Origin of the sequence: Actinobacillus capsulatus DSM 19761 (assembly GCF_000374285.1) — a bacterium.
Taxonomy (GTDB): domain Bacteria; phylum Pseudomonadota; class Gammaproteobacteria; order Enterobacterales; family Pasteurellaceae; genus Actinobacillus; species Actinobacillus capsulatus.
In genome coordinates, this window is the sequence record NZ_KB893930.1 from 1 (window position 1) to 20,825 (window position 20,825).

At 39.4% G+C, this 20,825-nt stretch carries 14 protein-coding genes and 1 rRNA gene; 5 read left to right on the forward strand and 10 right to left on the reverse strand.

Going from position 1 to position 20,825, the window contains the following annotated elements:
- Positions 1–93: ribosomal RNA gene (gene rrf / locus C228_RS13825) — 5S ribosomal RNA — on the forward strand; the annotation flags it as partial.
- A gap of 259 nt (positions 94–352) precedes the next feature.
- Positions 353–1,180 carry a glycosyltransferase family 8 protein gene (locus C228_RS0100010; protein WP_245552732.1) on the forward strand — a complete coding sequence of 276 codons (828 nt, stop codon included), beginning with the start codon at positions 353–355 and terminating at the stop codon, positions 1,178–1,180.
- Between the two features lie 62 nt (positions 1,181–1,242).
- Here C228_RS0100010 and cysI read toward each other — a convergent pair whose 3' ends face one another.
- The 10 genes from cysI to C228_RS0100060 all read right to left on the reverse strand — a co-directional run bounded on the left by cysI (position 1,243) and on the right by C228_RS0100060 (position 15,408).
- On the reverse strand, positions 1,243–3,009 hold the full coding sequence (cysI, locus tag C228_RS0100015) for an assimilatory sulfite reductase (NADPH) hemoprotein subunit (RefSeq protein ID WP_018650682.1): 1,767 nt from the start codon (positions 3,007–3,009) through the stop codon (positions 1,243–1,245).
- A gap of 27 nt (positions 3,010–3,036) precedes the next feature.
- Entirely contained in the window at positions 3,037–4,848 is a 1,812-nt protein-coding gene (locus tag C228_RS0100020) for an assimilatory sulfite reductase (NADPH) flavoprotein subunit (RefSeq protein ID WP_018650683.1), read from the reverse strand.
- 268 nt (positions 4,849–5,116) lie between these two features.
- Positions 5,117–5,344 carry a zinc ribbon domain-containing protein gene (locus C228_RS0100025; protein WP_018650684.1) on the reverse strand — a complete coding sequence of 76 codons (228 nt, stop codon included), beginning with the start codon at positions 5,342–5,344 and terminating at the stop codon, positions 5,117–5,119.
- A 74-nt stretch (positions 5,345–5,418) separates the two neighbouring features.
- Complete coding sequence (locus C228_RS0100030) at positions 5,419–7,440, reverse strand: M13 family metallopeptidase (protein ID WP_018650685.1); 2,022 nt, start codon at positions 7,438–7,440, stop codon at positions 5,419–5,421.
- A 4-nt stretch (positions 7,441–7,444) separates the two neighbouring features.
- Positions 7,445–8,626, reverse strand: a complete 1,182-nt coding sequence (locus C228_RS0100035; RefSeq protein WP_018650686.1) for a XylR family transcriptional regulator — start codon at positions 8,624–8,626, stop codon at positions 7,445–7,447.
- A gap of 125 nt (positions 8,627–8,751) precedes the next feature.
- Positions 8,752–9,879, reverse strand: coding sequence for a sugar ABC transporter permease (locus C228_RS0100040; RefSeq protein WP_018650687.1), 1,128 nt, complete (start codon positions 9,877–9,879; stop codon positions 8,752–8,754).
- A 3-nt stretch (positions 9,880–9,882) separates the two neighbouring features.
- Positions 9,883–11,397 carry a D-xylose ABC transporter ATP-binding protein gene (gene xylG / locus C228_RS0100045; RefSeq protein WP_018650688.1) on the reverse strand — a complete coding sequence of 505 codons (1,515 nt, stop codon included), beginning with the start codon at positions 11,395–11,397 and terminating at the stop codon, positions 9,883–9,885.
- Positions 11,398–11,459: 62 nt separating this feature from the next.
- On the reverse strand, positions 11,460–12,461 hold the full coding sequence (xylF, locus tag C228_RS0100050; RefSeq protein ID WP_018650689.1) for a D-xylose ABC transporter substrate-binding protein: 1,002 nt from the start codon (positions 12,459–12,461) through the stop codon (positions 11,460–11,462).
- 354 nt (positions 12,462–12,815) lie between these two features.
- A complete protein-coding gene (gene nhaC / locus C228_RS0100055) occupies positions 12,816–14,162 on the reverse strand; it encodes a Na+/H+ antiporter NhaC (protein ID WP_425393282.1) in 1,347 nt (448 codons plus the stop codon).
- Positions 14,163–14,211: 49 nt separating this feature from the next.
- Positions 14,212–15,408 (reverse strand): MalY/PatB family protein, encoded by a 1,197-nt coding sequence (locus C228_RS0100060; RefSeq protein ID WP_018650691.1) that lies wholly within the window; start codon positions 15,406–15,408, stop codon positions 14,212–14,214.
- 220 nt (positions 15,409–15,628) lie between these two features.
- On the opposite strand from C228_RS0100060, the gene xylA reads away from it, so the two are divergent.
- The 3 genes from xylA (at position 15,629) to dnaK (ending at position 20,651) form a co-directional block, all read left to right on the forward strand.
- Complete coding sequence (gene xylA, locus C228_RS0100065) at positions 15,629–16,948, forward strand: xylose isomerase (RefSeq protein WP_026313111.1); 1,320 nt, start codon at positions 15,629–15,631, stop codon at positions 16,946–16,948.
- Between the two features lie 84 nt (positions 16,949–17,032).
- Positions 17,033–18,478 carry a xylulokinase gene (xylB, locus tag C228_RS0100070; protein WP_018650693.1) on the forward strand — a complete coding sequence of 482 codons (1,446 nt, stop codon included), beginning with the start codon at positions 17,033–17,035 and terminating at the stop codon, positions 18,476–18,478.
- Positions 18,479–18,752: 274 nt separating this feature from the next.
- Positions 18,753–20,651: a molecular chaperone DnaK gene (dnaK, locus tag C228_RS0100075; RefSeq protein ID WP_018650694.1), complete on the forward strand. Its 1,899-nt coding sequence runs from the start codon at positions 18,753–18,755 to the stop codon at positions 20,649–20,651.
- Positions 20,652–20,825: the final 174 nt, after the last annotated feature.

The window sequence follows — 20,825 nt, forward strand, 5'->3', positions numbered from 1 at the left end:
TCTACCTGAATCCATCCCGAACTCAGAAGTAAAATGCTGTAACGCCGATGGTAGTGTGGGGTTTCCCCATGTGAGAGTAGGGCATCGCCAGATTGAATTAAAGGGAACCCTGTGGTTAGTGATAATCACAGGGTTTTTGTTTTTGGGGTGAATTTGTTTTTAGCTCCAGCTCCAGCTTCATTTTTATCTTTATTCATCTTCTCCTTTCTTTTTTTGCTTATTCAAACAACCTCCATTAGCGCATTTGCAAAATAGCAAGGGAATTTGACCGCTTGTTCGGGAAAAGCGATTTCATGCTATCATATTGTTTAGTATTTATTTTATTAACGGGAATATTATGTCTTATGAGCCGATGCATGTTGTTCTATCAGCTGATCGCAAATATGCAGAACAAGTAATCACATTAATTAAGTCGATTTGTTTTTATGACACAAATGTCCATTTCTATTTAATTAATAAAGACCATTCTAATGAATGGTTTAAATCTTTAAACCAATATTTAGCTTATTTTCAAAGTGACATTAATAATGTATCGGTTCAGGCTGATGTTTTTCAACAGTTGAAAACTACAGCACATGTGAGTGAGATCAGCTTCTATCGTTGTTTGATTCCACAAGTTATTCATGCGGATAAGGTGCTGTATTTAGATAGTGATATTATTGTAAACGGTTCCTTAAGAGAACTGTATGATCACGATATTAGCGATTACATGCTGGGCGCTGTTGAAGATTATATTCTGAGCAGCCGTTATTTTAAGCATTCGATATTAGACTGCTATCCTTACTTTAACTCGGGCGTGTTATTACTCAATAATAAAAGATGGCGCGAAATTCCGAATTTACAACAAAAGTTGATGGAAACCATTGCACAATATAATCGTCAAGGTGGTGATTTAGGTGATCAAGATATTTTAAATATGCTATTTATGCATACTTGGTTACCTTTGCATCGAAAGTATAATTATCAGTTTGGTAATTACTATTACTTACAGCAATTAAATCATTTTGAATTGTACTCGGAGATTATGGATATTAATGGGCAGCAGCCGTTAGTTATTCACTATAATTGTGCTTATAAACCATGGGTTGCCGGCTGTGAAAATCAATTGGATATAGAACAACGCTATTGGTTCTTCCATCGTTTAGAGTGGGCCGAATTAATTCAATATCGTGGGGCATAAAAAAGCGGTCAATCTGCCCTACTTTACAGATTAACCGCAAGGTGGTGTGTATACCACTAGGTTTAGATTATAGTTGTTGGAATAATTTTCGTTGCGTCCCAGAAATCAATGTGAGCATTGACAACTGGGGCAATAATATTAGCGCGAATAACAAAGTCACCGAAAGCTTCGTTGTCTTGGCGCTCAGTTGCCCAACGGGCGACTAATTGGTCAAGTTCATTCACGATTTCCGGTAAAGTAATATTTTCTTTATACAAGCGAGGAATACGCAAACCTGCACGATCGCCGCCGATATGTAGGTTATAACGTCCAATCGCTTTACCAACTAAACCAATTTCCGCCAACATTGCTCGTCCGCAGCCATTTGGGCAGCCGGTGATACGGGTAATAATGCTTTCATCTGCAACATTGTGCTTACTCAAGACTTTATCGAGTTCGCTAATAAAGTCCGGTAATACCCGTTCTGCTTCCGCCATTGCCAATGGACAAGTCGGCAAGGATACGCAAGACATCGCATTCTCACGCAATTTTGAAATTTCTTGGATTAATCCGTATTGGCGAGCAATTGCTTCAATCTGTGCTTTATCTTGTTCCGCAACATTCGCTACGATCAGATTTTGATTGGCAGTGATACGAAAATCGCCTTTATGTACTTTAGCGAGTTCTAGCACGCCTGTCATTAAAGGTTTTTCAGGTTTATCGGTAATACGACCACTTTCAATGAATAAGGTTAAGTGCCAGTTATTATCAATGCCTTTAACCCAGCCGATACGATCGCCTCGTTCGGTGAATTCATACGGACGTGTCGGTTCGAATTTGATATTCATACAACGTTCCACTTCCGCTCTAAAGCCGTCTAGTGTCATATTTTGTACGGTATAACGCACACGTGCATTTTTACGGTCGGAACGGTTACCGAAGTCTCGCTGGGTTTTGACTACGCCTTCGGCGGCGGCAAGCGTATGTTCCAATGGTACAAAGCCGAGTGAATAAGCGACATTTGGGTAAGTTTTGGTGTTACCGTGTTCAAAGGATAATCCTCCGCCGACTAATACGTTAAAGCCGCATAGCTGCCTGTTCTCATCTTGAATCGCAATAAAGTTTAAATCGTTCGCATACACATCTACATCGTTAAGCGGTGGAATAGCAACAGCGGTTTTGAATTTACGCGGTAGGAAGGTTTTACCGAGAATCGGTTCATCTTCGATTTTGAGTAAATCGTCCGAGCTTTCGACTTTTTTACCATCGATCCAAACATCTAAATAACCACGAGAACGAGGCAAGAGATGTTCTGAAATCTTTTTCGCAAACTCATAAGCTTGTTGGTGTAATTCGCTTTCAATTGGGTTTGAAGTACAAAGTACGTTACGATTCATATCGGCAGCGGTCGCAATTGAATCCAACCCGATGCTATGTAACAAACGGTGCATCGGTTGTAATTTGCCTTTTGGTACGCCGTGATATTGGAACGTTTGGCGATTAGTTAAACGAATCGATTGATAGCGGGTATGTTCACGGGCGAATTTATCAATCTCAATCCATTGATAAGGTTTGATAATACCGCCGGGTAAACGGCAGCGAAGTAACATAAATTTTAACGGCTCAAGTTTTTCTTCTAAACGCTCGGCACGAATATCACGGTCGTCTTGTTCATACATACCGTGAAAGCGAATCAGTTGGAAATTATCGCCTTTAAAACCGCCGGTTAAACCGTCTTTTAAATCCTCTAAAATCGTGCCGCGTAAGAAATTACTGTCGGTTTTTAAACGCTCGTTGTCAGACAACGGTTTTTCTTGCCACTCTAAGCCTTTGGTTTTTTTATCACTCATTTTCTCACTCCTAAATTCCACTGATTTTTAATAAACATCACGTTGATAACGTTTTTCTTCACGTAAATTATCTAAATATTCTTCTGCTTCATCCGCATTTAGATTGCCTTGCTGGGCGATAACGTCTAATAACGCTTGATTTACGTCCTTCGCCATACGGCTTGCATCGCCGCACACATAGAGATAAGCCCCTTGTTGTAGCCATTGCCATAGTGCCTCGGCTTCTTCACGGATTTTGTCTTGTACATAAATTTTTTGCTCCTGATCTCGTGACCATGCAAAACTGTATTTATGCAGGAAGCCGTCTTTAGCAAATTGTTGCCATTCAGTTTGGTATAAGAAATCAGACGCAAAGTGTTGGTTACCAAAAATCAGCCAGTTTTTACCTTCTGCTTCATCGGCGGCACGTTGTTGTACAAAGGATCTGAACGGCGCGATACCGGTACCGGAGCCAATCATAATGATCGGTTTTGAGGAATCTTGCGGCAATTTGAAGTTGTCATTGTGTTCAACAAAGATCCGTACTTGTCCATCTTCTTCAACACGATCAGCTAAATAGCTGGAAGCACCGCCGGCACGTGCTTTGCCGTTATAGTTGTAACGGACAACGCCAACACTGAGATGTACTTCTTCACCCACCTCAGCTTGTGCAGAGGAAATCGAATATAAACGAGGAGTTAACGGGCGCAGTAAAGCAATAAATTGCTCGGCAGAGAGGCTTGCTGGATATAGATTGATAACATCAACAAGCGGTGTGTTTTGCACAAAATTTTGCAATTGTTCACTGTCCGCTATAATCGCATTGAGTTCTGTATGATTAGCAAGGGCGGCATAATTCTTTACGAAAGCCGTTGTGTTTTGCGTAAGCTCAAATTGTGTTTGTAAAGCGGTGGCTAGCGGCAGTATTTTATCCTGTAGTGTTATCTGTTCTTCTGCAGCTAAGCCGAGAGTGGCTAGGATTTCATTGACTAATGCCGGATCATTTTCAAAGTAAACACCCAAAACATCGCCGGATTGGTAGCTCAAATCGGATCCGCTTAAATCAAATTCTAAATGACGTACATCTTTTTCTGCATCTTTTGCTGTGATACGTTGGTTGGTGATAAGCGTTGCCGGAAATGGATTCGCTTTATTGTATTTTGATTGACTAGTTACGGTGGGAGCTCGGGACGCAGTTGGTGCTAAATTAACCGCAGTGCTTTCGTTATTTTTGGCTTTAATGATTTCGACAATTTCATTGATCCACTGATCGGCGGTCGTTTGGAAGTCTAAATCGGCATCCACACGATCGAATAAGCGTGTTGCACCTAAGTCATAAAAACGTTGATCAAAGTCTTTGGCGGCTTGGCAGAAATTTGGGTAAGAAGAATCGCCTAGGCCTAATACGGCAAATTGCAAGCGGTCTAATTTCGGTGCTTTTTTACCATTGAGCAGCTTTAACAACACCACGCCTTCTTCCGGCGTTTCGCCTTCGCCCTGTGTTGATGTGACTAATAATACGAGCTTCTCATCGGCAATATTTTTCGCCTTATAGTCTTTTAATGAAATGCGAGCCACATTTACCCCTTCAGCGGTTAAGCGTTCGGCGAGTTTATCAGCAACGGATTTCGCATTGCCGGTTTGTGAAGCGGAAAGCACCGTCACTTTAAGTGGTTCCGTCGCCACCAAAGCGGTCAAATTTGACGGATTTTTTGCAAAATTTTCACTAATGCTATTTGTGCCTTGTGCCTTCGCCCAAGCGTAGCCGGATAGCCATGCCAGTTGCAAATGATCTAAATTTGCTAAAACTTGTACAGTTTCAGCGGATAAAGGTAATTCGCCTTTCGTCTCAACGCTCATATAAAATTCCCACGTTTAAAAATACTTCAATGGCGTATTTATAGAGTGATTTTGTTATTCTTAAAAATACTAACAGGGCATAGTTTAGAGCAGAATGGAATATAGAATTTAAAATGTGGGCTTAGATCAAAGTTTATAAATGAATTTGTGACGAGAGGAGAGAAAACGGTATGTTTTTATGCGTTTTCGGAATATTAGCAAAGATTTTGCTATTTGTTAGCGTGAAGACATTAAAGAAGAACAATAGGGCGGAATTTACGCCCTATACTTAGTTAATTAGCCAAGCTACCGTGATAACAACCGCAAAGATACATAGCCAAAATAGCTGTACTTTTACATTTTTGCGGTTGAGCGCTTGATTGTGTAAGCGGCGTTGTTCCAATTTCTCACGATAAACGGCTAAGTCTGCTTCTTTAAATGAAAAACCGCAATGCGGACAAGCGATAACACTCTCGCTAATTTTGTGCCGACACTCTGGGCAACGTTGTAATGCCATAACAGTTCCTTAAAACAAGCGGTCGGATTTGGTTGATTTTTTGCAAAATTTTGCCAAAATCCGACCGCTTGCGATTACCAAATACGAATACGTTCCGCCTCATTGCGATACATTTTATCACCGGCTTTGGTACCGAATGCACGGTGGAAACCGCTGATATTCAGTACCGGTGCATAAGCGCGGAACTGCCCCGGTGCGTGCGGATCGCTTTTCACTTGATGAGTAAGCGCTTGCACGGTCGCTTTATGGCGCCATGAACGCGTCCAGCTCATAAAGAAGCGTTGATCGCTAGTAAAGTTTTCAATCGTCGGGCTGATGCCGTGATCTTGTTCGTATAGTTTCAGTGCATCGTAAGCGATACTTAAACCACCTAAATCGGCAATATTTTCACCCAAGGTAAAACGCCCATTTACATGCACTTTTGGTGTGACTTCAAACTGATCGAATTGTGCGACTAATTTATCTGCCAAGGCTTCAAATTTTTTGCGATCGTCTGCCGTCCACCAATCTTTTAGATTGCCTTCGCCGTCAAATTTTGAACCGCTATCATCAAAGCCGTGGGTGATTTCATGGCCGATAATCGCCCCGATTGCGCCGAAATTGACCGCCGGATCCGCCTGTTGGCTATAAAGCGGCGCTTGTAAAATGCCAGCTGGGAACACAATACGGTTCATTAACGGGCTATAGGAAGCATTGACCACTTGCGGCAGCATTCCCCATTCATTTAAATCAACCGGTTTGCCGACTTTAGCAAGATTATAGTCGTAACTCCATTTGGCAATTTGTTGCATATTGGCGTAGAGCGTACCGCCTTGTGCCACGGTTTTGAGGGTTAAGTTACTGTAGTCGCGCCATTTGTTCGGATAACCGACCTCGACAATAAATTTATCTAATTTAGCTTTCGCTTTTTGTTTGGTTTCCGTCGACATCCAGGCTAAGTTATCAATACGATGATGATAGGCTTTGACTAAATATTGCGCCATTTCAAGCACATTGTTTTTTGCCGATTGCGGGAAGAATTCCGCCACATAAAACTGTGCAAATTCTTGTCCGAGCCAGCTATTTATCGTGGCTAAAGCACGTTTTTCTAACGGGCGTTGCTGTTTCTGACCTACTAATTTTTTGCCGTAAAACTCAAAACGAACATCATCCATTTCTTTGTTTAAGTAAGGGGCGTTATCCGATAAGGTACGGAATAATAAGTAGTCTTTAATTACCGCTAAGTTTTGCGGATTGATAAGTTGATCCAACGCTTGGAAATAACGAGGCTCATATAAAATTACCTCATCGGTTTCCACGCCAACCGCTTGCAAATACTGAGCTAAATCAATGTTTTTACTCAGTTTTTTCAGCTGTGCTATATTGGTTGGGTTGTAGCGTTTTTGGACGTCACGATCTTCCTCATTGGTAAACAATGTTTTCGCAATCGCTTTTTCGTAAGCGACAATCGCTTTCGCTTTTGCTGCTGGATTGGTGACTTTGGCATAGCCTAAAATCTGCTCAATGTAGTCTTGATACGATTTTAAGGTGGCACGATTTTCTGGTGTATCTTTTTGGAAGTAATCGTTGCTTAAACCTAAATCCACATTGCTTAAATAGACACCGTTTTGGCGGGAGTTTTTTAAGTGAGCGAATACTGACCAACCGAATAACACTTCGTTACCGGTTTTGGTTTCTTCAATCAAATAGCGTTTTAAATCGGCAAAAGTGTTGATCTGTTTGATTTTCTCAATATCTTTTGCAATCGGGGTAAGCCCTGCTTGCTCACGTGCATTTAAATCGGTATAGGTTTCATACACTGCTTTTAAACGTTGGGCTTTTGCATCATTTGCAAATTTCGGCTCGGAAATGACCGCTTGTAAGAATTTAATCGAACGTTGTTCATTCAATTCGTTTAACTCCGCTAACGTGCCCCATGAGGTTCTGTCTGCCGGAATTTGCGCTGCTGCAAGCCATTTGCCGTTTACAAAACGATAAAAATCTTGTTGCGGGGCAACAGTATTATCCACGCCTTCCGTTAGGGTAGATTGATAAGTTGTACAACCGGCTAACCCAAGTGAAAGGGTTGCCAGACTCAATAAAAATTTTTTTGTCATAGTTTTACTCAACTAAAATTTTGTAGTGGGATTCTCTAAATGCTTTCGGAGTATCCGCATATTCTTTTTTAAATACCGAATAGAAATAGGGTAAAGAAGGATAACCGCAAATTTCTGAAATTTCTTGGATCGAAATATCGGTAAATTGTAGCATATATTTTGCACGAGCTAATTTCTCTTCATGGATTACTTGATGGATAGTTTTATTTATTTCATCTTTAAAACGTTGTTCTAGATTAGAGCGAGAAATTCTTAAATGATCCAGCACTTGTTCTACTTTAATACCTTGGCAAGCTCGATGTCGGATAAAATGCATAGCCTGAATAACCGATGGATCTTGTAAAGAGCGGTAATCCGTCGAACGTCTTTCTTCTATTTTTAGCGGAGGGATTAGAATCGGTTTTAATGAAACTGGTAGATGGTTTAGTTTGCGATAGAGTAACTTTGCTGCGTGGTAGCCAATTTGCGTTGTGCCTTGCGTAACGGAGGAAAGCGATACACGAGAGAGGTATTGAATAAGTTCTTCATTATCAATACCAATCACGCACAGTTGCTCTGGCACAGCAATTTTGAGATGCTCGCAGGTTTGTAAAAGGTGTCTTGCTCTGGCATCCGTGACCGCAATAATCCCTGTATGAGAAGGTAAAGTTTGAAGCCATTCCCCTAACTTTGTTTGCAACTCAGCCCAATTATCGGAATGAGCTTTATCACCAACATAGCAATTGGGTTGATGTTCATATTTTTCCATCAATTGGATAAAAGCTTTTTGGCGTTCAATAGACCAATGCTTTTCTGTTTCGGCAGGATAACCATAAAAAGCAAACTGATTAATGCCTTTTTGCTTTAAATGAAGAAAAGCGGCTTCAACTAAAGCATAATTATCGGTAGCAACATAAGGTAGTTTTGGATAATAGTCAGGGTTCTGATATGAGCCCCCTACCGCAACAATCGGCACATCAATATCTTTGAGTAACTCTACGGTTTCAGGATCATCAAAATCTGCGATAATCCCATCAATGGAGAGGCTTTCAATGGTATCTTTGTGATACACAAAATCGTCCTCTACAAAAATATCCCACGAACATTGTGATGCTTGGATAAATTGCCCAATCCCTTTCATTACACCACGATCATAAATTTTGTTAGCATTAAAAAGTAAGGCGATTTTGTAGTATTTTTCTACCATTTAGCCTCCAAAACCATTTGAAGTCTAACTATAAAAGAAAATGATATTTTTATCAAAAGCAGACAAGCGGTCACATTCTCATCCTTTTTTGCAAAATATTCAAAAAAGATACCGCTTGTTTATAATTATGCTTTTTTCTTACTTATTGTATCCACCCAAACCGCAAGCAGTAAAATTGCACCTTTTACGATATATTGCCAGAAGGTTGGCACATCAAGCATACTCATTCCGTTATCCAGTAAGGCGATAATAAATGCCCCTATAACGACACCATAAATTGTGCCTATACCACCGGCTAAACTTGCACCACCAATCACGCAAGCTGCAATCGCATCAAGCTCAGCATTTTGACCGGCTGACGGAGCTCCGGCACCCAGTCGGGAGCTTAAAATCAAACCTGCAATGGCAACTAATAATCCGTTTAGTGCGAAGATGGAGAGTTTCACTTTTTCAACCGCAATTCCAGAAAGGCGGGCGGCATCAATATTGCCACCAATCGCATAAACGTGGCGACCAAAGGCAGTTTTGCGAGCGAGAAATGTGCCTGCAATTGCTAATACTACTAATACCAATACTGGGAATGGTACGCCACGGTAATCGTTGAGTAGGTAAATTGCCCCTAATACAATCATTGCTACAATGCTATATTTGATTGTATCTTTCGGCATAGACGGCACGGTTAAATTGAGTTTTTGTCTAGCTTTACGTTGGTAACTGTCCCAAACGATAAAGCAGAAAATACCGATTGTGCCTAAAATCATACCCACCATATCAGGCAAGTAACCTTGACCAATAGTGGTCATCTCTTCGCTGATAGGCGAAACAGTTGTGCCATTAGTGATACCCACCAAGATTCCACGAAACGCCAGCATACCAGCAAGCGTGACAATAAAAGATGGCACTTTCTGATAAGCCACCCACCAGCCGTTCCAAGCTCCAATCATTAAACCTAAAATCAGTGTAACTGCAATGGTTAGAGGTAAAGGCCAGCCCCACCAAACATTACTGATTGCGGCAAATCCGCCAAGCAAGCCCATTAATGAGCCAACAGAGAGATCAATTTCTGCCGAAATAATCACAAATACCATACCAATAGCAAGAATACCCGTAATGGAGGTTTGGCGTAAAAGATTCGAAATGTTTCTGGCACTTAAATAAGCACCATCAGTCGCAATAGAGAAAAAGCTCATAATTACAATGATTGCAATCAGCATAATATAAACTTGCAAATTAATGGATTTTAACTTGTTCATAAATTACTCCTTAAGTGCCGCTTCCATTACTTCTTCTTGGGTTAGATTCTGGTTGATGAGATCCGCTTTAATTTTTCCTTCGTGCATCACTAACACACGGTCGCTAATCCCTAATACTTCTGGCAATTCGGAAGAGATCACAATGATTGCCATTCCTTCTTGGGCTAGTTGATTAATAAGTTTATAAATTTCATATTTTGCTCCAACGTCAATTCCACGTGTCGGCTCATCTAAAATTAAGATTTTCGGATTGAGTAGTAAGCATTTTGCTAATATCGCCTTTTGTTGATTACCGCCACTTAACCGCCCAATAGCTAAGTCAGGCGAAGAGGTTTTCACTTTTAATTTGGTAATGGATTGGTTGATAATTGTTTCTTCAAGCGGTTCATTTATTACTTTTTTTGCAAAGCAGAATTGAGGCAATGCAGAAAGCGTGATATTTTTTCCCACGCCCATAATCGGAATAATGCCGTGTTTTTTGCGATCTTCCGGCACCATAACAATATGATTTTCAATCGCTTGGGCACAATTTTTGATGTTTGTTTTTTGATGATTGAGATAAATATCTGCCTGATATTTGCCTTGATAAGAGCCGAAAATACATTGTGCCATTTCAGTTCGTCCTGAACCGACTAAGCCTGCTATTCCTAAAATCTCGCCTTTATGTAACACAAAATTGGCATTATCTACCCGCTTGATATGCGTATTAGTCGGGTGCCAAGCGGTAATATTTTCAACACGCAGAATTTCTTCACCAATCTCATGCGGTTCGTGTGGATAAAGCGAGGTAATTTCACGCCCGACCATCATCGTAATAATGTCGTCTTCGCTCATACCAAGTGCCGAACGAGTGCCAATATGCTCGCCATCCCGAATCACGCAAATATTGTCAGAAATGGCTTTAACTTCATTTAATTTATGGGAAATATAAACACAAGCAATATTATGAGCTTGTAAGTCTTTAATTAAATTAAGCAAAACGTCCGTTTCTTTTTCAGTGAGAGAAGCGGTTGGTTCGTCTAAAATTAATAAACGCACCTGTTTATTTAGGGCTTTAGCAATTTCAACCAATTGTTGTTGCCCTAAGCCTAACTCGCCTACTTTGGTATTGGGGTCAATATCCAGTTGCACTTGTCCTAGCAAAGTTTTGCACTTAAGATACATTTCATTGTCATCTGTAATGCCAGATTTGGTAATTTCATTACCTAAAAACATATTCTCCAAAATCGACATATTTTTTACTAGGGTCAATTCTTGGTGAATAATGGAAATGCCTTTTTCTTCGGTATCTTTAATATTTTTGGCAATCAATTTTTCGCCGGAAAAATAGATTTCCCCTTCATACTCACCAGCAGGATAAATGCCACACAATACTTTCATTAAGGTTGATTTTCCTGAGCCATTTTCGCCACACAAAGAAAGTATTTCACCGGTTTCAAGGGAAATTGAAATATTATTTAATGCCACAACTTCACCAAATTTTTTAGTGATGTTCTTCATTTCTAATAATTTCGCCATACTTAGCCCCTTATTTTCAAAAATGGCGAGGAAGCCTCGCCATCTCGATAAATTAAAGTGATTTATTTATATACTGCATCTTGGGTATGGAAGCCGTCTTTAATCACGGTGTCATCAATATTTTCTTTGGTCACTACCACTGGCTCTAATAAGTAAGCTTCAACATCTTTGCTACCATTATTTAATTTCGCATTGCTTTCAATTTTTTCTTCTTTACCCAGTGCTACTGCAATTTCAGCGGCTTTATCTGCAAGGTTAGTAATTGGTTTATACACAGTCATTGTTTGTGTACCGGCAATAATACGTTTGATTGCTGCTAAGTCCGCATCTTGGCCTGAAATTGCCACTTTGCCTGATAAACCTTGTGCACTTAACGCTTGAATCGCACCGCCTGCAGTAGCATCGTTTGAAGCAACAACGGCATCAATGTTGTTTTTATTAGCAGTTAAAGCATTTTCCATAATTTGTAATGCTTTCTCGGCTAACCAAGAATCTACCCATTGATCGCCCACCACTTTAATTTTGCCGCTATCAATATGCGGTTGTAATATTTTCATCTGTCCCTGACGGAATAACTTCGCATTGTTATCCACCGGCGAACCGCCCATTAAAAAATAATTCCCTTCCGGTTTTTTCTCAATAATACTTTGTGCTTGTAATTCACCGACTTTTTCATTATCGAACGACACATAGAAATCAATATCGGCATTGTTGATTAAACGGTCATAAGCAAGCACTTTTACGCCCTCTTTTTTTGCTTCAGCAATCACGTTTGATAACACTTCGCCGTTAAACGGGATAATCACTAACACATCGATATCTTTATTTAGCATATTCTCAATTTGAGAAATTTGAGCAGCAGCATCGCCATTTGCTGACTGAACAAATACTTTTGCCCCTAGACTTTCCGCTTTATTGACAAAAATATCTCTATCTTTTTGCCATCTTTCCAAACGTAAATCATCAATCGACAGACCAATCTTAAGATCTTTGGCTATTGCCGGGTAACCAAAAGCCATCAATGCTGCAGCTACAACGGTGAATAACTTAAATTTCATTTTCATAAAGCACCTCACTTGTTAGTCATAGAAATGATAGATGAGCTAAGTTGCTCCGGATAGAGTGTGCGAAGATTTTGCCCTAACTTCAATTACCAGATTTATTAATGGGATTATGTTTTTTCATTTTTGTGATCTACAGCACATAAATAAATGCGATTAACAGCTCATTGTGTTTATCGAAGATGGGTAAGTGCAACTTCATTGAATAAAATTAAAATCATACTAAAGTAAAAATAAAAGAGATTACAGAATGTCTCTGTAATCTCTTCGCTATAGGCATTTAAATATGCTAAATGATTTCTATTTTTTAAATTACTTATTGCAATCACCTATAATATTAATAATTATTGGAAAGCTTTATTTTAATTTTGCGATACCAAATCCAGTCATTCCCCATAACATAGCAAACACGATGCCACTCCAGCATAGAATCGCCCAAGGTAAATACGAAATAGTCGCAACACCTAATGTACCGGCCATATAAGCTCCTGCTGCCGTCCAAGGCAAAATGGGTTCAATGATTGTTGCTGAATCTTCAACTGTTCGACTTAGGTTTTTCGGATGTAATCCTCGTTCAATATAGGCTTCTTTCAGCATTTCACCAGGAATTAAAACCGAGATTTGCCCGTTACAAGTAACTCCTATCATTGTTAATCCACAAACTATTGTCGTAAATATTAAGGATGCCGTGGATCTTACTAATCTTAATAAATGCTTGATAATAACATCCAAGGCCCCACTGAGTGATAAGATACCCGCAAAAGAGAGTGCACAAAAACAAATTAACAATGTCCCCATCATTGAATTCATTCCTCCTCTATTTAAAAGGCGAGCTAAATCAGCATTCACTATAATATTACTTGGGAACATTGATACGTTAAATCCATTAACTGCACTATTAATAACATCCTGTAAAGAGAACCCTTGAATAAACAAGGCATTCAATGCTGCAACAAAAGCAGAAAGTAGCATCACAGGAATTGTTGGCTTTTTTGTGATAGATCCCCATAAAATAATGAAAATAGGGATAAGTAATAAAATCACATCAAAATGATAGGCTTGCTCTAAACCTGAAATCATTGTCAATACTTTTTCTGGTGTTGCAACATCATAAAAATCTCCAGTCATTCCATAAATGATATACACCATAGCAGCAAGAATAAAAGATGGAACCGTTGTATAGAGTAGATGAGCGATATGCTCGTAGAGATCTACCCCTGTTGCAGCAGAAGCGATATTAGTGGTATCCGATAGCGGAGATAATTTATCGCCAAAATAAGCCCCTGCAACAACAGCTCCTGCGGTGGCAGCTAAATTGGCATCTAATCCTATCGCAACCCCCATAAATGCAACGCCAACAGTTCCAGCAGCCCCCCAAGATGTTCCTGTGCAAACAGAAACAATAGATGTCAAAAGAAGTGCGGTAATATATAAAAACTGCGGATTAATAATTTTTAAACCATAGAAGATCATCATTGGAATTGTGCCCCCTGCGATCCAAGTACCAATTAACAACCCTACGGTAATTAAAATTAAAAGTGCTGGCATTGTTTTAGCAATTTTAGCCGCAATTGAATTCAACATATCGCTATAACTATAGCCTAAATACTTAACTAAAAAACCTGCCAATATACAAGATATGATCATCAAAGGTTCTGGCGATAAATCAAAAAATGCATACCCTAAGCCTAATAAAATGAGCATAGCTAATATAGGAAATAATGCCTGTGGTAACGTAGGGGTTTTTATTTTATTATTTAGCTTCATAGCAAGCCTCCTCTTGTAGTAATAAACTTAACCCATCTTTAATTTTTCTTAAGCATTCTCTTAATAACGGTCTTGGCATCGCTATGTTCATCCTGAAAAAAGGAAGTTCTTTTGAACCAAAACAACTTCCCCACGATACTTCTATATGCGATAAATCAAGAAACCAATGTTTTAACTTTTTCTCATTGATGTGCAACCGACTGTAGTTAATCCAAATAAGATAAGTGCCTTCACCATTTACTATTTCTAATTGTGGAATATTTTTATGAAAAAAATCTTTCACAAGTAATTTATTCTGGTAGATATAATCTTTTAATTCATCAATCCATTCATCGCAGTCTTGGTAAACAATATTAATTGCAAGAACAGAAAAGAAATTTGGATTATGCATACCTAATGCCTGCATACATTCTTTAAATTTCTCTCTAACACTCTTATTAAAGATAATCAAATTAGATATCTCCAAGCCAGGGATATTAAAAGTTTTAGCTGGTGAAGTGCAGATAATAGAATGTTCTTCAACATATTTATTTAATGTAGAAATAATAATATGATTATTATTTGAAAAATCAAAATCCGCATGAACATCATCAGATATAATAAACACTTTATATTTTTGAGCTAATTCTGCTATTTGTTTTAAAACCTTATATGACCAAACCATTCCTGTAGGATTATGTGGAGAAACTAAAATAAATACCTTTGCAACCTTAAAGCACTTTTCCAACGCATCAAAATCAATAGAATAATTCCCATTATGATAAACAAGTTCACATGATCTTAATTTACGTTTATTTAATGTAATCGCATCTATAATCGGCATGTATGAAGGTGTCAACACACATATACTATCATTGGGAGATGTAAATTCTTTAATATAAATAGATATAGCCTGAACTATCCTTGGACAAAATAAAATAGATTCATTATCTATTTTATAATGATAATGACGAAATATATATTTTCTAACAATATCATAATAATCTTCGGGTAATACTGTATAACCGTATATACCAAGACGATTTTGATGCGCTAGATATTCAATCATTTTTTTGGGGGCGGGTAAGTCCATATCAGCGACAGACATGGGAATTATATTCTCCCCAAACTGTCGAACATTTTCCCATTTAGCACTATTCGTGTTTTCTCTATTAATAAAAGCATCAAAAATATTCTCAGCCATAACTTTCCCAACCACAACGTTTTTAAAACTATAATTGACAAGAAAGGTAATTAAAATTACTAAATATGTTATTCCTATTACGTTTTTTTATTTTTGTGATCTAGTGCACATTAACGAATAATCGAAATCCCAAAACGAAATATCATAATTGAACCTATGTCTAAATTTTCCGATGATCCCTTTTGTATTTATTTTTATTTAATTCAGAGGAGAATTGATGATGTCTAACTATTTCGAGAAAATCGTGAAAGTACCCTACGAGGGAACTAACTCAACCAACCCTTTTGCGTTTAAACATTACAATCCAAATGAAATGATTTTGGGCAAGACAATGGCAGAGCATCTACGTTTAGCCGTGTGCTATTGGCATACTTTTTGCTGGACGGGTAACGATATGTTTGGTGTGGGTTCGTTAGATCGAAGTTGGCAAAAAACAGGTGATTTGCTTGAAGGAGCAAAACAGAAAGCAGAAATTGCTTTTGAATTTTTTCAAAAATTAGGCGTACCTTATTATTGTTTTCACGATGTGGATATTGCCCCTGAGGGTAATAACTTCAAAGAATATCTACACAATTTACAAACTATTGTTGATATTTTGGAGCAAAAACAAGCGGAAACAGGCGTGAAATTGTTGTGGGGAACAGCAAACTGTTTTACCAATCCTCGTTATATGTCTGGAGCCGCTACGAATCCAAATCCTGAAGTTTTTGCGTGGGCTGCCGCACAAGTCTGTGCTGCAATGAATGCAACTAAACGTTTAGCTGGTGAAAACTATGTGTTATGGGGCGGTCGTGAAGGCTATGAAACCTTACTCAATACAGACTTAAGACGAGAACGTGAACAAATTGGTCGCTTTATGCAGTTAGTCGTGGAGCACAAACACAAAATCGGCTTTGAAGGCACATTACTTATTGAGCCAAAACCACAAGAGCCAATCAAACATCAATATGACTATGATGTAGCAACGGTTTACGGTTTCTTAAAACAGTTTGGTTTAGAAAAAGAGATCAAACTAAATATTGAAGCGAACCACGCAACACTTGCAGGACACACTTTCCAACACGAAATTGCCACTGCCACGGCATTAGATATTTTCGGATCAATTGATGCAAACCGTGGCGATCCACAATTAGGCTGGGATACAGACCAATTCCCGAACAGTGTAGAAGAAAACACGCTTGTGATGTATGAAATCTTAAAAGCAGGTGGTTTCACCACAGGTGGGTTCAACTTCGATGCGAAAATCCGCCGCCAAAGTACTGACCCTTATGATCTATTCCACGCACACATCGGGGCGATTGATGTATTAGCCCTTTCGCTAAAACGTGCGGCGAAAATGATTGAAGATCAGGCATTGCAGAAAGTAGTAAATAATCGCTATGCAGGTTGGGATAAAGATTTAGGTCAGCAAATTCTAAACGGCAAAGCAAGTTTAGAAGATTTAGCCAAAATGGTGGAAAACCAAGCGTTAGATCCTAAACCGGTTTCAGGTCAGCAAGAATATTTGGAAAACTTGGTAAATAGCTATATTTATCGTTAATGCTAACAAGCGGTCGTTTTTTATCAATGGTTTGCAAATTTCCTGAATAAAATGACCGCTTGTTTTTTAGATTAAGGAGTATTTATGTACATTGGAATTGATCTTGGCACTTCTGGGGTTAAAGTCGTTCTATTTGATGAAGCCCAACACATTGTTGCAATTACCCAAAAATCTCTCCCCATTTCTCGTCCTCAACCCTTATGGTCTGAACAAAATCCTCAAGACTGGTGGGATGCAACTCATCAGGCTATGCTTGAACTTTCCAGCCAACACAATTTAACTGAAGTGAAAGCGATCGGACTAACAGGACAAATGCACGGTGCCACCTTGCTGGATAAAAACGATAAGGTGTTAACCCCAGCAATTTTATGGAATGACGGACGTAGTTTTGCTGAATGTGCCGAATTAGAATCATTAGTGCCGAATAGCCGTGAAATTACCGGTAACTTAATCATGCCGGGTTTTACCGCACCGAAATTACGTTGGCTAAAAAAATATCGCCCTGAAATCATAGAAAAAGCGAAGAAAATACTACTGCCAAAAGATTATTTACGGTTAATCCTAACTGGAGAATACGCCTCCGATATGTCTGATGCTTCTGGCACAATGTGGCTTGATGTCGGCAGACGTGACTGGAATCAATCTTTACTTAATGCGTGTGGACTAGATTTGAATCATATGCCCCAATTATTTGAGGGTAACCAAATCACAGGCTACCTGCGTCAATCTGTTGCACAACAATGGCAAATCCGCCAAGTGCCGATTGTCGCTGGAGGAGGAGATAATGCAGCAGGAGCAATCGGTATTGGCTTACATAAAGCAGGACAAGCCATGTTATCGCTAGGCACTTCGGGCGTTTACTTTGTGGTCACAGACAAATTCCACGCGAACCCTCAAAAAGCCGTACACAGTTTTTGTCATGCTTTACCAAATCGTTGGCACTTAATGTCTGTCATATTAAGTGCCGCATCCGCCATTGATTGGGCTGTAAAAGTATTAGGATTTAAAGATGTTCAAACGCTCTTTAAACAAGTTGAAGCGACCCCAACCACATCAGAAGTGATCTTTCTTCCTTACTTATCTGGGGAACGAACACCACACAATGATCCTTATGCCAAAGGCGTTTTTTGGGGATTAAATCATAACGATAATCCGATTACAATGGCAAAAGCAGTGATTGAAGGTATCAGTTTTGCAATGGGAGAAAGTATTGATGCATTACACGAAACGGGGATCAATGCTCAGACCATTACCTTAATCGGAGGAGGAGCGAAAAGTGAATATTGGCGACAGCTTCTCGCCAATATTACTGGAAAAACATTCGAATACCGCACTGGTGGTGATGTAGGACCTGCATTAGGCGCAGCAAAACTTGCTCAAATTGCGTTAAATCCGAATGAAGATATTGCCAATTTCTGTCAGCCGTTACCGCTTGAAGCGGTTTACCAACCGAATTGCAGCAAGTTTGCCGAGTACCAAGACAAGCGGTCAAAATTTGCTGAAATTTACCAAAGATTAAAAGGTCTTTAATGCTCGGAAAGCCAGCCCGTTCAGTATAGACGGGCTTTTTTGTCTGTTTTATTCAAAAATCTTACAAAAATTTATTTTACGCCCTTGATCATTTCATTTTCATCCCTATTTATTGTTTCGTCTGAACGGGAACGTTGAACTTCCCGTTTCTTTTTTCAAAAATACTTGCAAGAAAATTTCAAATTTAGCCTTGAAAAGTTGTGAAAGAACACCATCTTGTGGGTAACGTTACGAAAACGTAATTAAACAAATTTATATTCAGAGGAATTTTAAAATGGGTAAAATCATTGGTATTGACTTAGGTACAACAAACTCTTGTGTAGCGGTAATGGACGGTGACAAAGCACGTGTAATCGAGAATGCGGAAGGCGCACGTACAACTCCGTCAATCATTGCTTATACAGATAACGAAACGTTAGTTGGTCAACCGGCAAAACGTCAGGCGATTACAAACCCGAAAAATACATTATTTGCAATCAAACGTTTAATCGGTCGCCGTTTTGAAAGTGAAGAAGTACAACGTGATATTAAAATCATGCCTTTCGAAATCACACGTGCTGACAACGGTGATGCGTGGGTAAACGTAAAAGGTGACAAATTAGCACCACCGCAAATTTCAGCAGAAGTGTTGAAAAAAATGAAAAAAACAGCGGAAGATTTCCTTGGTGAAGCGGTAACTGAAGCAGTTATCACTGTACCGGCATACTTTAACGATGCGCAACGTCAAGCGACAATCGATGCAGGTCGTATCGCAGGTTTAGATGTTAAACGTATCATCAACGAACCGACAGCGGCAGCGTTAGCGTTCGGTTTAGGTTCAACTAAAGAAAACCAAGTGATCGCAGTTTACGACTTAGGTGGCGGTACATTCGATATCTCAATCATCGAAATTGATAACTTCGACGGCGAACAAACATTCGAAGTATTAGCAACCGGTGGTAACACTCACTTAGGTGGTGAAGACTTCGATAACCGTGTAATCGACTACATCATTGACGAGTTCAAAAAAGAACAAGGCGTTGATTTACGCAACGACCCAATGGCATTACAACGTGTGAAAGAAGCGGCGGAAAAAGCGAAAATCGAACTTTCTTCAGCACAATCTACCGAAGTAAATCTTCCGTATATCACAGCAGATGCAACAGGTCCTAAACACTTAGCGATCAACGTAACTCGTGCGAAATTAGAAGCGTTAGTAGAAGATTTAGTCGCAAGCTCAATTGAGTCACTTAAAACCGTATTAAAAGACGCAGGTAAATCAGTGAATGAAATCAACGATATTATCCTCGTTGGTGGTCAAACACGTATGCCGTTAGTACAACAAAAAGTGGCTGAATTCTTCGGTAAAGAAGCACGTAAAGACGTGAACCCGGATGAAGCGGTAGCAATCGGTGCTGCGGTTCAAGGCGGTGTATTAAAAGGTGATGTAAAAGACGTTCTTTTATTAGACGTTACACCATTATCTTTAGGTATCGAAACCATGGGCGGCGTGATGACTGTGTTAATCGAGAAAAACACTACGATTCCAACGAAGAAATCACAAGTGTTCTCAACAGCGGAAGACAATCAATCAGCAGTAACGATCCACGTATTACAAGGTGAGCGTAAACAAGCGTCTTCGAACAAATCTTTAGGTCAATTCAACCTTGAAGGTATTAACCCGGCACCACGTGGTATGCCGCAAATCGAAGTAACGTTCGATATTGATGCGAACGGTGTAATTAATGTATCTGCGAAAGATAAAAACACAGGTAAAGAGCAACAAATTCGTATCCAAGCGTCTTCAGGTTTATCTGACGAAGAAATCGAACAAATGGTTCGTGATGCGGAAGCAAACGCAGAAGCGGATAAAAAATTCGAAGAGTTAGTTCAAGCACGTAACCAAGCAGACGGTATCGCACACGCAACTCGCAAACAAATCGAAGAAGCGGGTTCGGCGTTAAATGCAGACGATAAAGCGAAAATTGAAGCCGCTATCGCTGATTTAGAAAAAGCGGCTAAAGGCGATGATAAAGCTGAAATCGATGCAAAAACCGAAGCATTAATCAAAGCATCTGAACCTTTAATGCAAGCGGCTCAAGCTAAAGCGCAAGCAGGTGAACAATCGCAACAATCTGCAAAAGATGACGGCGTAGTGGATGCTGAGTTTGAGGAAGTGAAAGATAATAAATAATCTTTTACGCTCAAATCGTAAAATCAAAGGGCGTGGTGACACGCCCTTTTGGTGTATATAAAAACTCACTCTCCCCCCGAGGGAGAGAGACTGCAAGAAATTGTGAAAGACAATTTCTTGCAGAGAGAGGGGAAACAGGCGGTTATATTTCGCAAATTTTTTACAAAATACATC

What these genes read in the sequence shown, in the direction of transcription:
- C228_RS0100010 (WP_245552732.1), top strand. Translation starts at nt 353, where the DNA reads ATGCATGTTGTTCTATCAGCTGATCGCAAATATGCAGAACAAGTAATC.
- cysI (WP_018650682.1), bottom strand. Translation starts at nt 3,009, where the DNA reads ATGAGTGATAAAAAAACCAAAGGCTTAGAGTGGCAAGAAAAACCGTTG.
- C228_RS0100020 (WP_018650683.1), bottom strand. Translation starts at nt 4,848, where the DNA reads ATGAGCGTTGAGACGAAAGGCGAATTACCTTTATCCGCTGAAACTGTA.
- C228_RS0100025 (WP_018650684.1), bottom strand. Translation starts at nt 5,344, where the DNA reads ATGGCATTACAACGTTGCCCAGAGTGTCGGCACAAAATTAGCGAGAGT.
- C228_RS0100030 (WP_018650685.1), bottom strand. Translation starts at nt 7,440, where the DNA reads ATGACAAAAAAATTTTTATTGAGTCTGGCAACCCTTTCACTTGGGTTA.
- C228_RS0100035 (WP_018650686.1), bottom strand. Translation starts at nt 8,626, where the DNA reads ATGGTAGAAAAATACTACAAAATCGCCTTACTTTTTAATGCTAACAAA.
- C228_RS0100040 (WP_018650687.1), bottom strand. Translation starts at nt 9,879, where the DNA reads ATGAACAAGTTAAAATCCATTAATTTGCAAGTTTATATTATGCTGATT.
- xylG (WP_018650688.1), bottom strand. Translation starts at nt 11,397, where the DNA reads ATGGCGAAATTATTAGAAATGAAGAACATCACTAAAAAATTTGGTGAA.
- xylF (WP_018650689.1), bottom strand. Translation starts at nt 12,461, where the DNA reads ATGAAAATGAAATTTAAGTTATTCACCGTTGTAGCTGCAGCATTGATG.
- nhaC (WP_425393282.1), bottom strand. Translation starts at nt 14,162, where the DNA reads ATGCTCATTTTATTAGGCTTAGGGTATGCATTTTTTGATTTATCGCCA.
- C228_RS0100060 (WP_018650691.1), bottom strand. Translation starts at nt 15,408, where the DNA reads ATGGCTGAGAATATTTTTGATGCTTTTATTAATAGAGAAAACACGAAT.
- xylA (WP_026313111.1), top strand. Translation starts at nt 15,629, where the DNA reads ATGTCTAACTATTTCGAGAAAATCGTGAAAGTACCCTACGAGGGAACT.
- xylB (WP_018650693.1), top strand. Translation starts at nt 17,033, where the DNA reads ATGTACATTGGAATTGATCTTGGCACTTCTGGGGTTAAAGTCGTTCTA.
- dnaK (WP_018650694.1), top strand. Translation starts at nt 18,753, where the DNA reads ATGGGTAAAATCATTGGTATTGACTTAGGTACAACAAACTCTTGTGTA.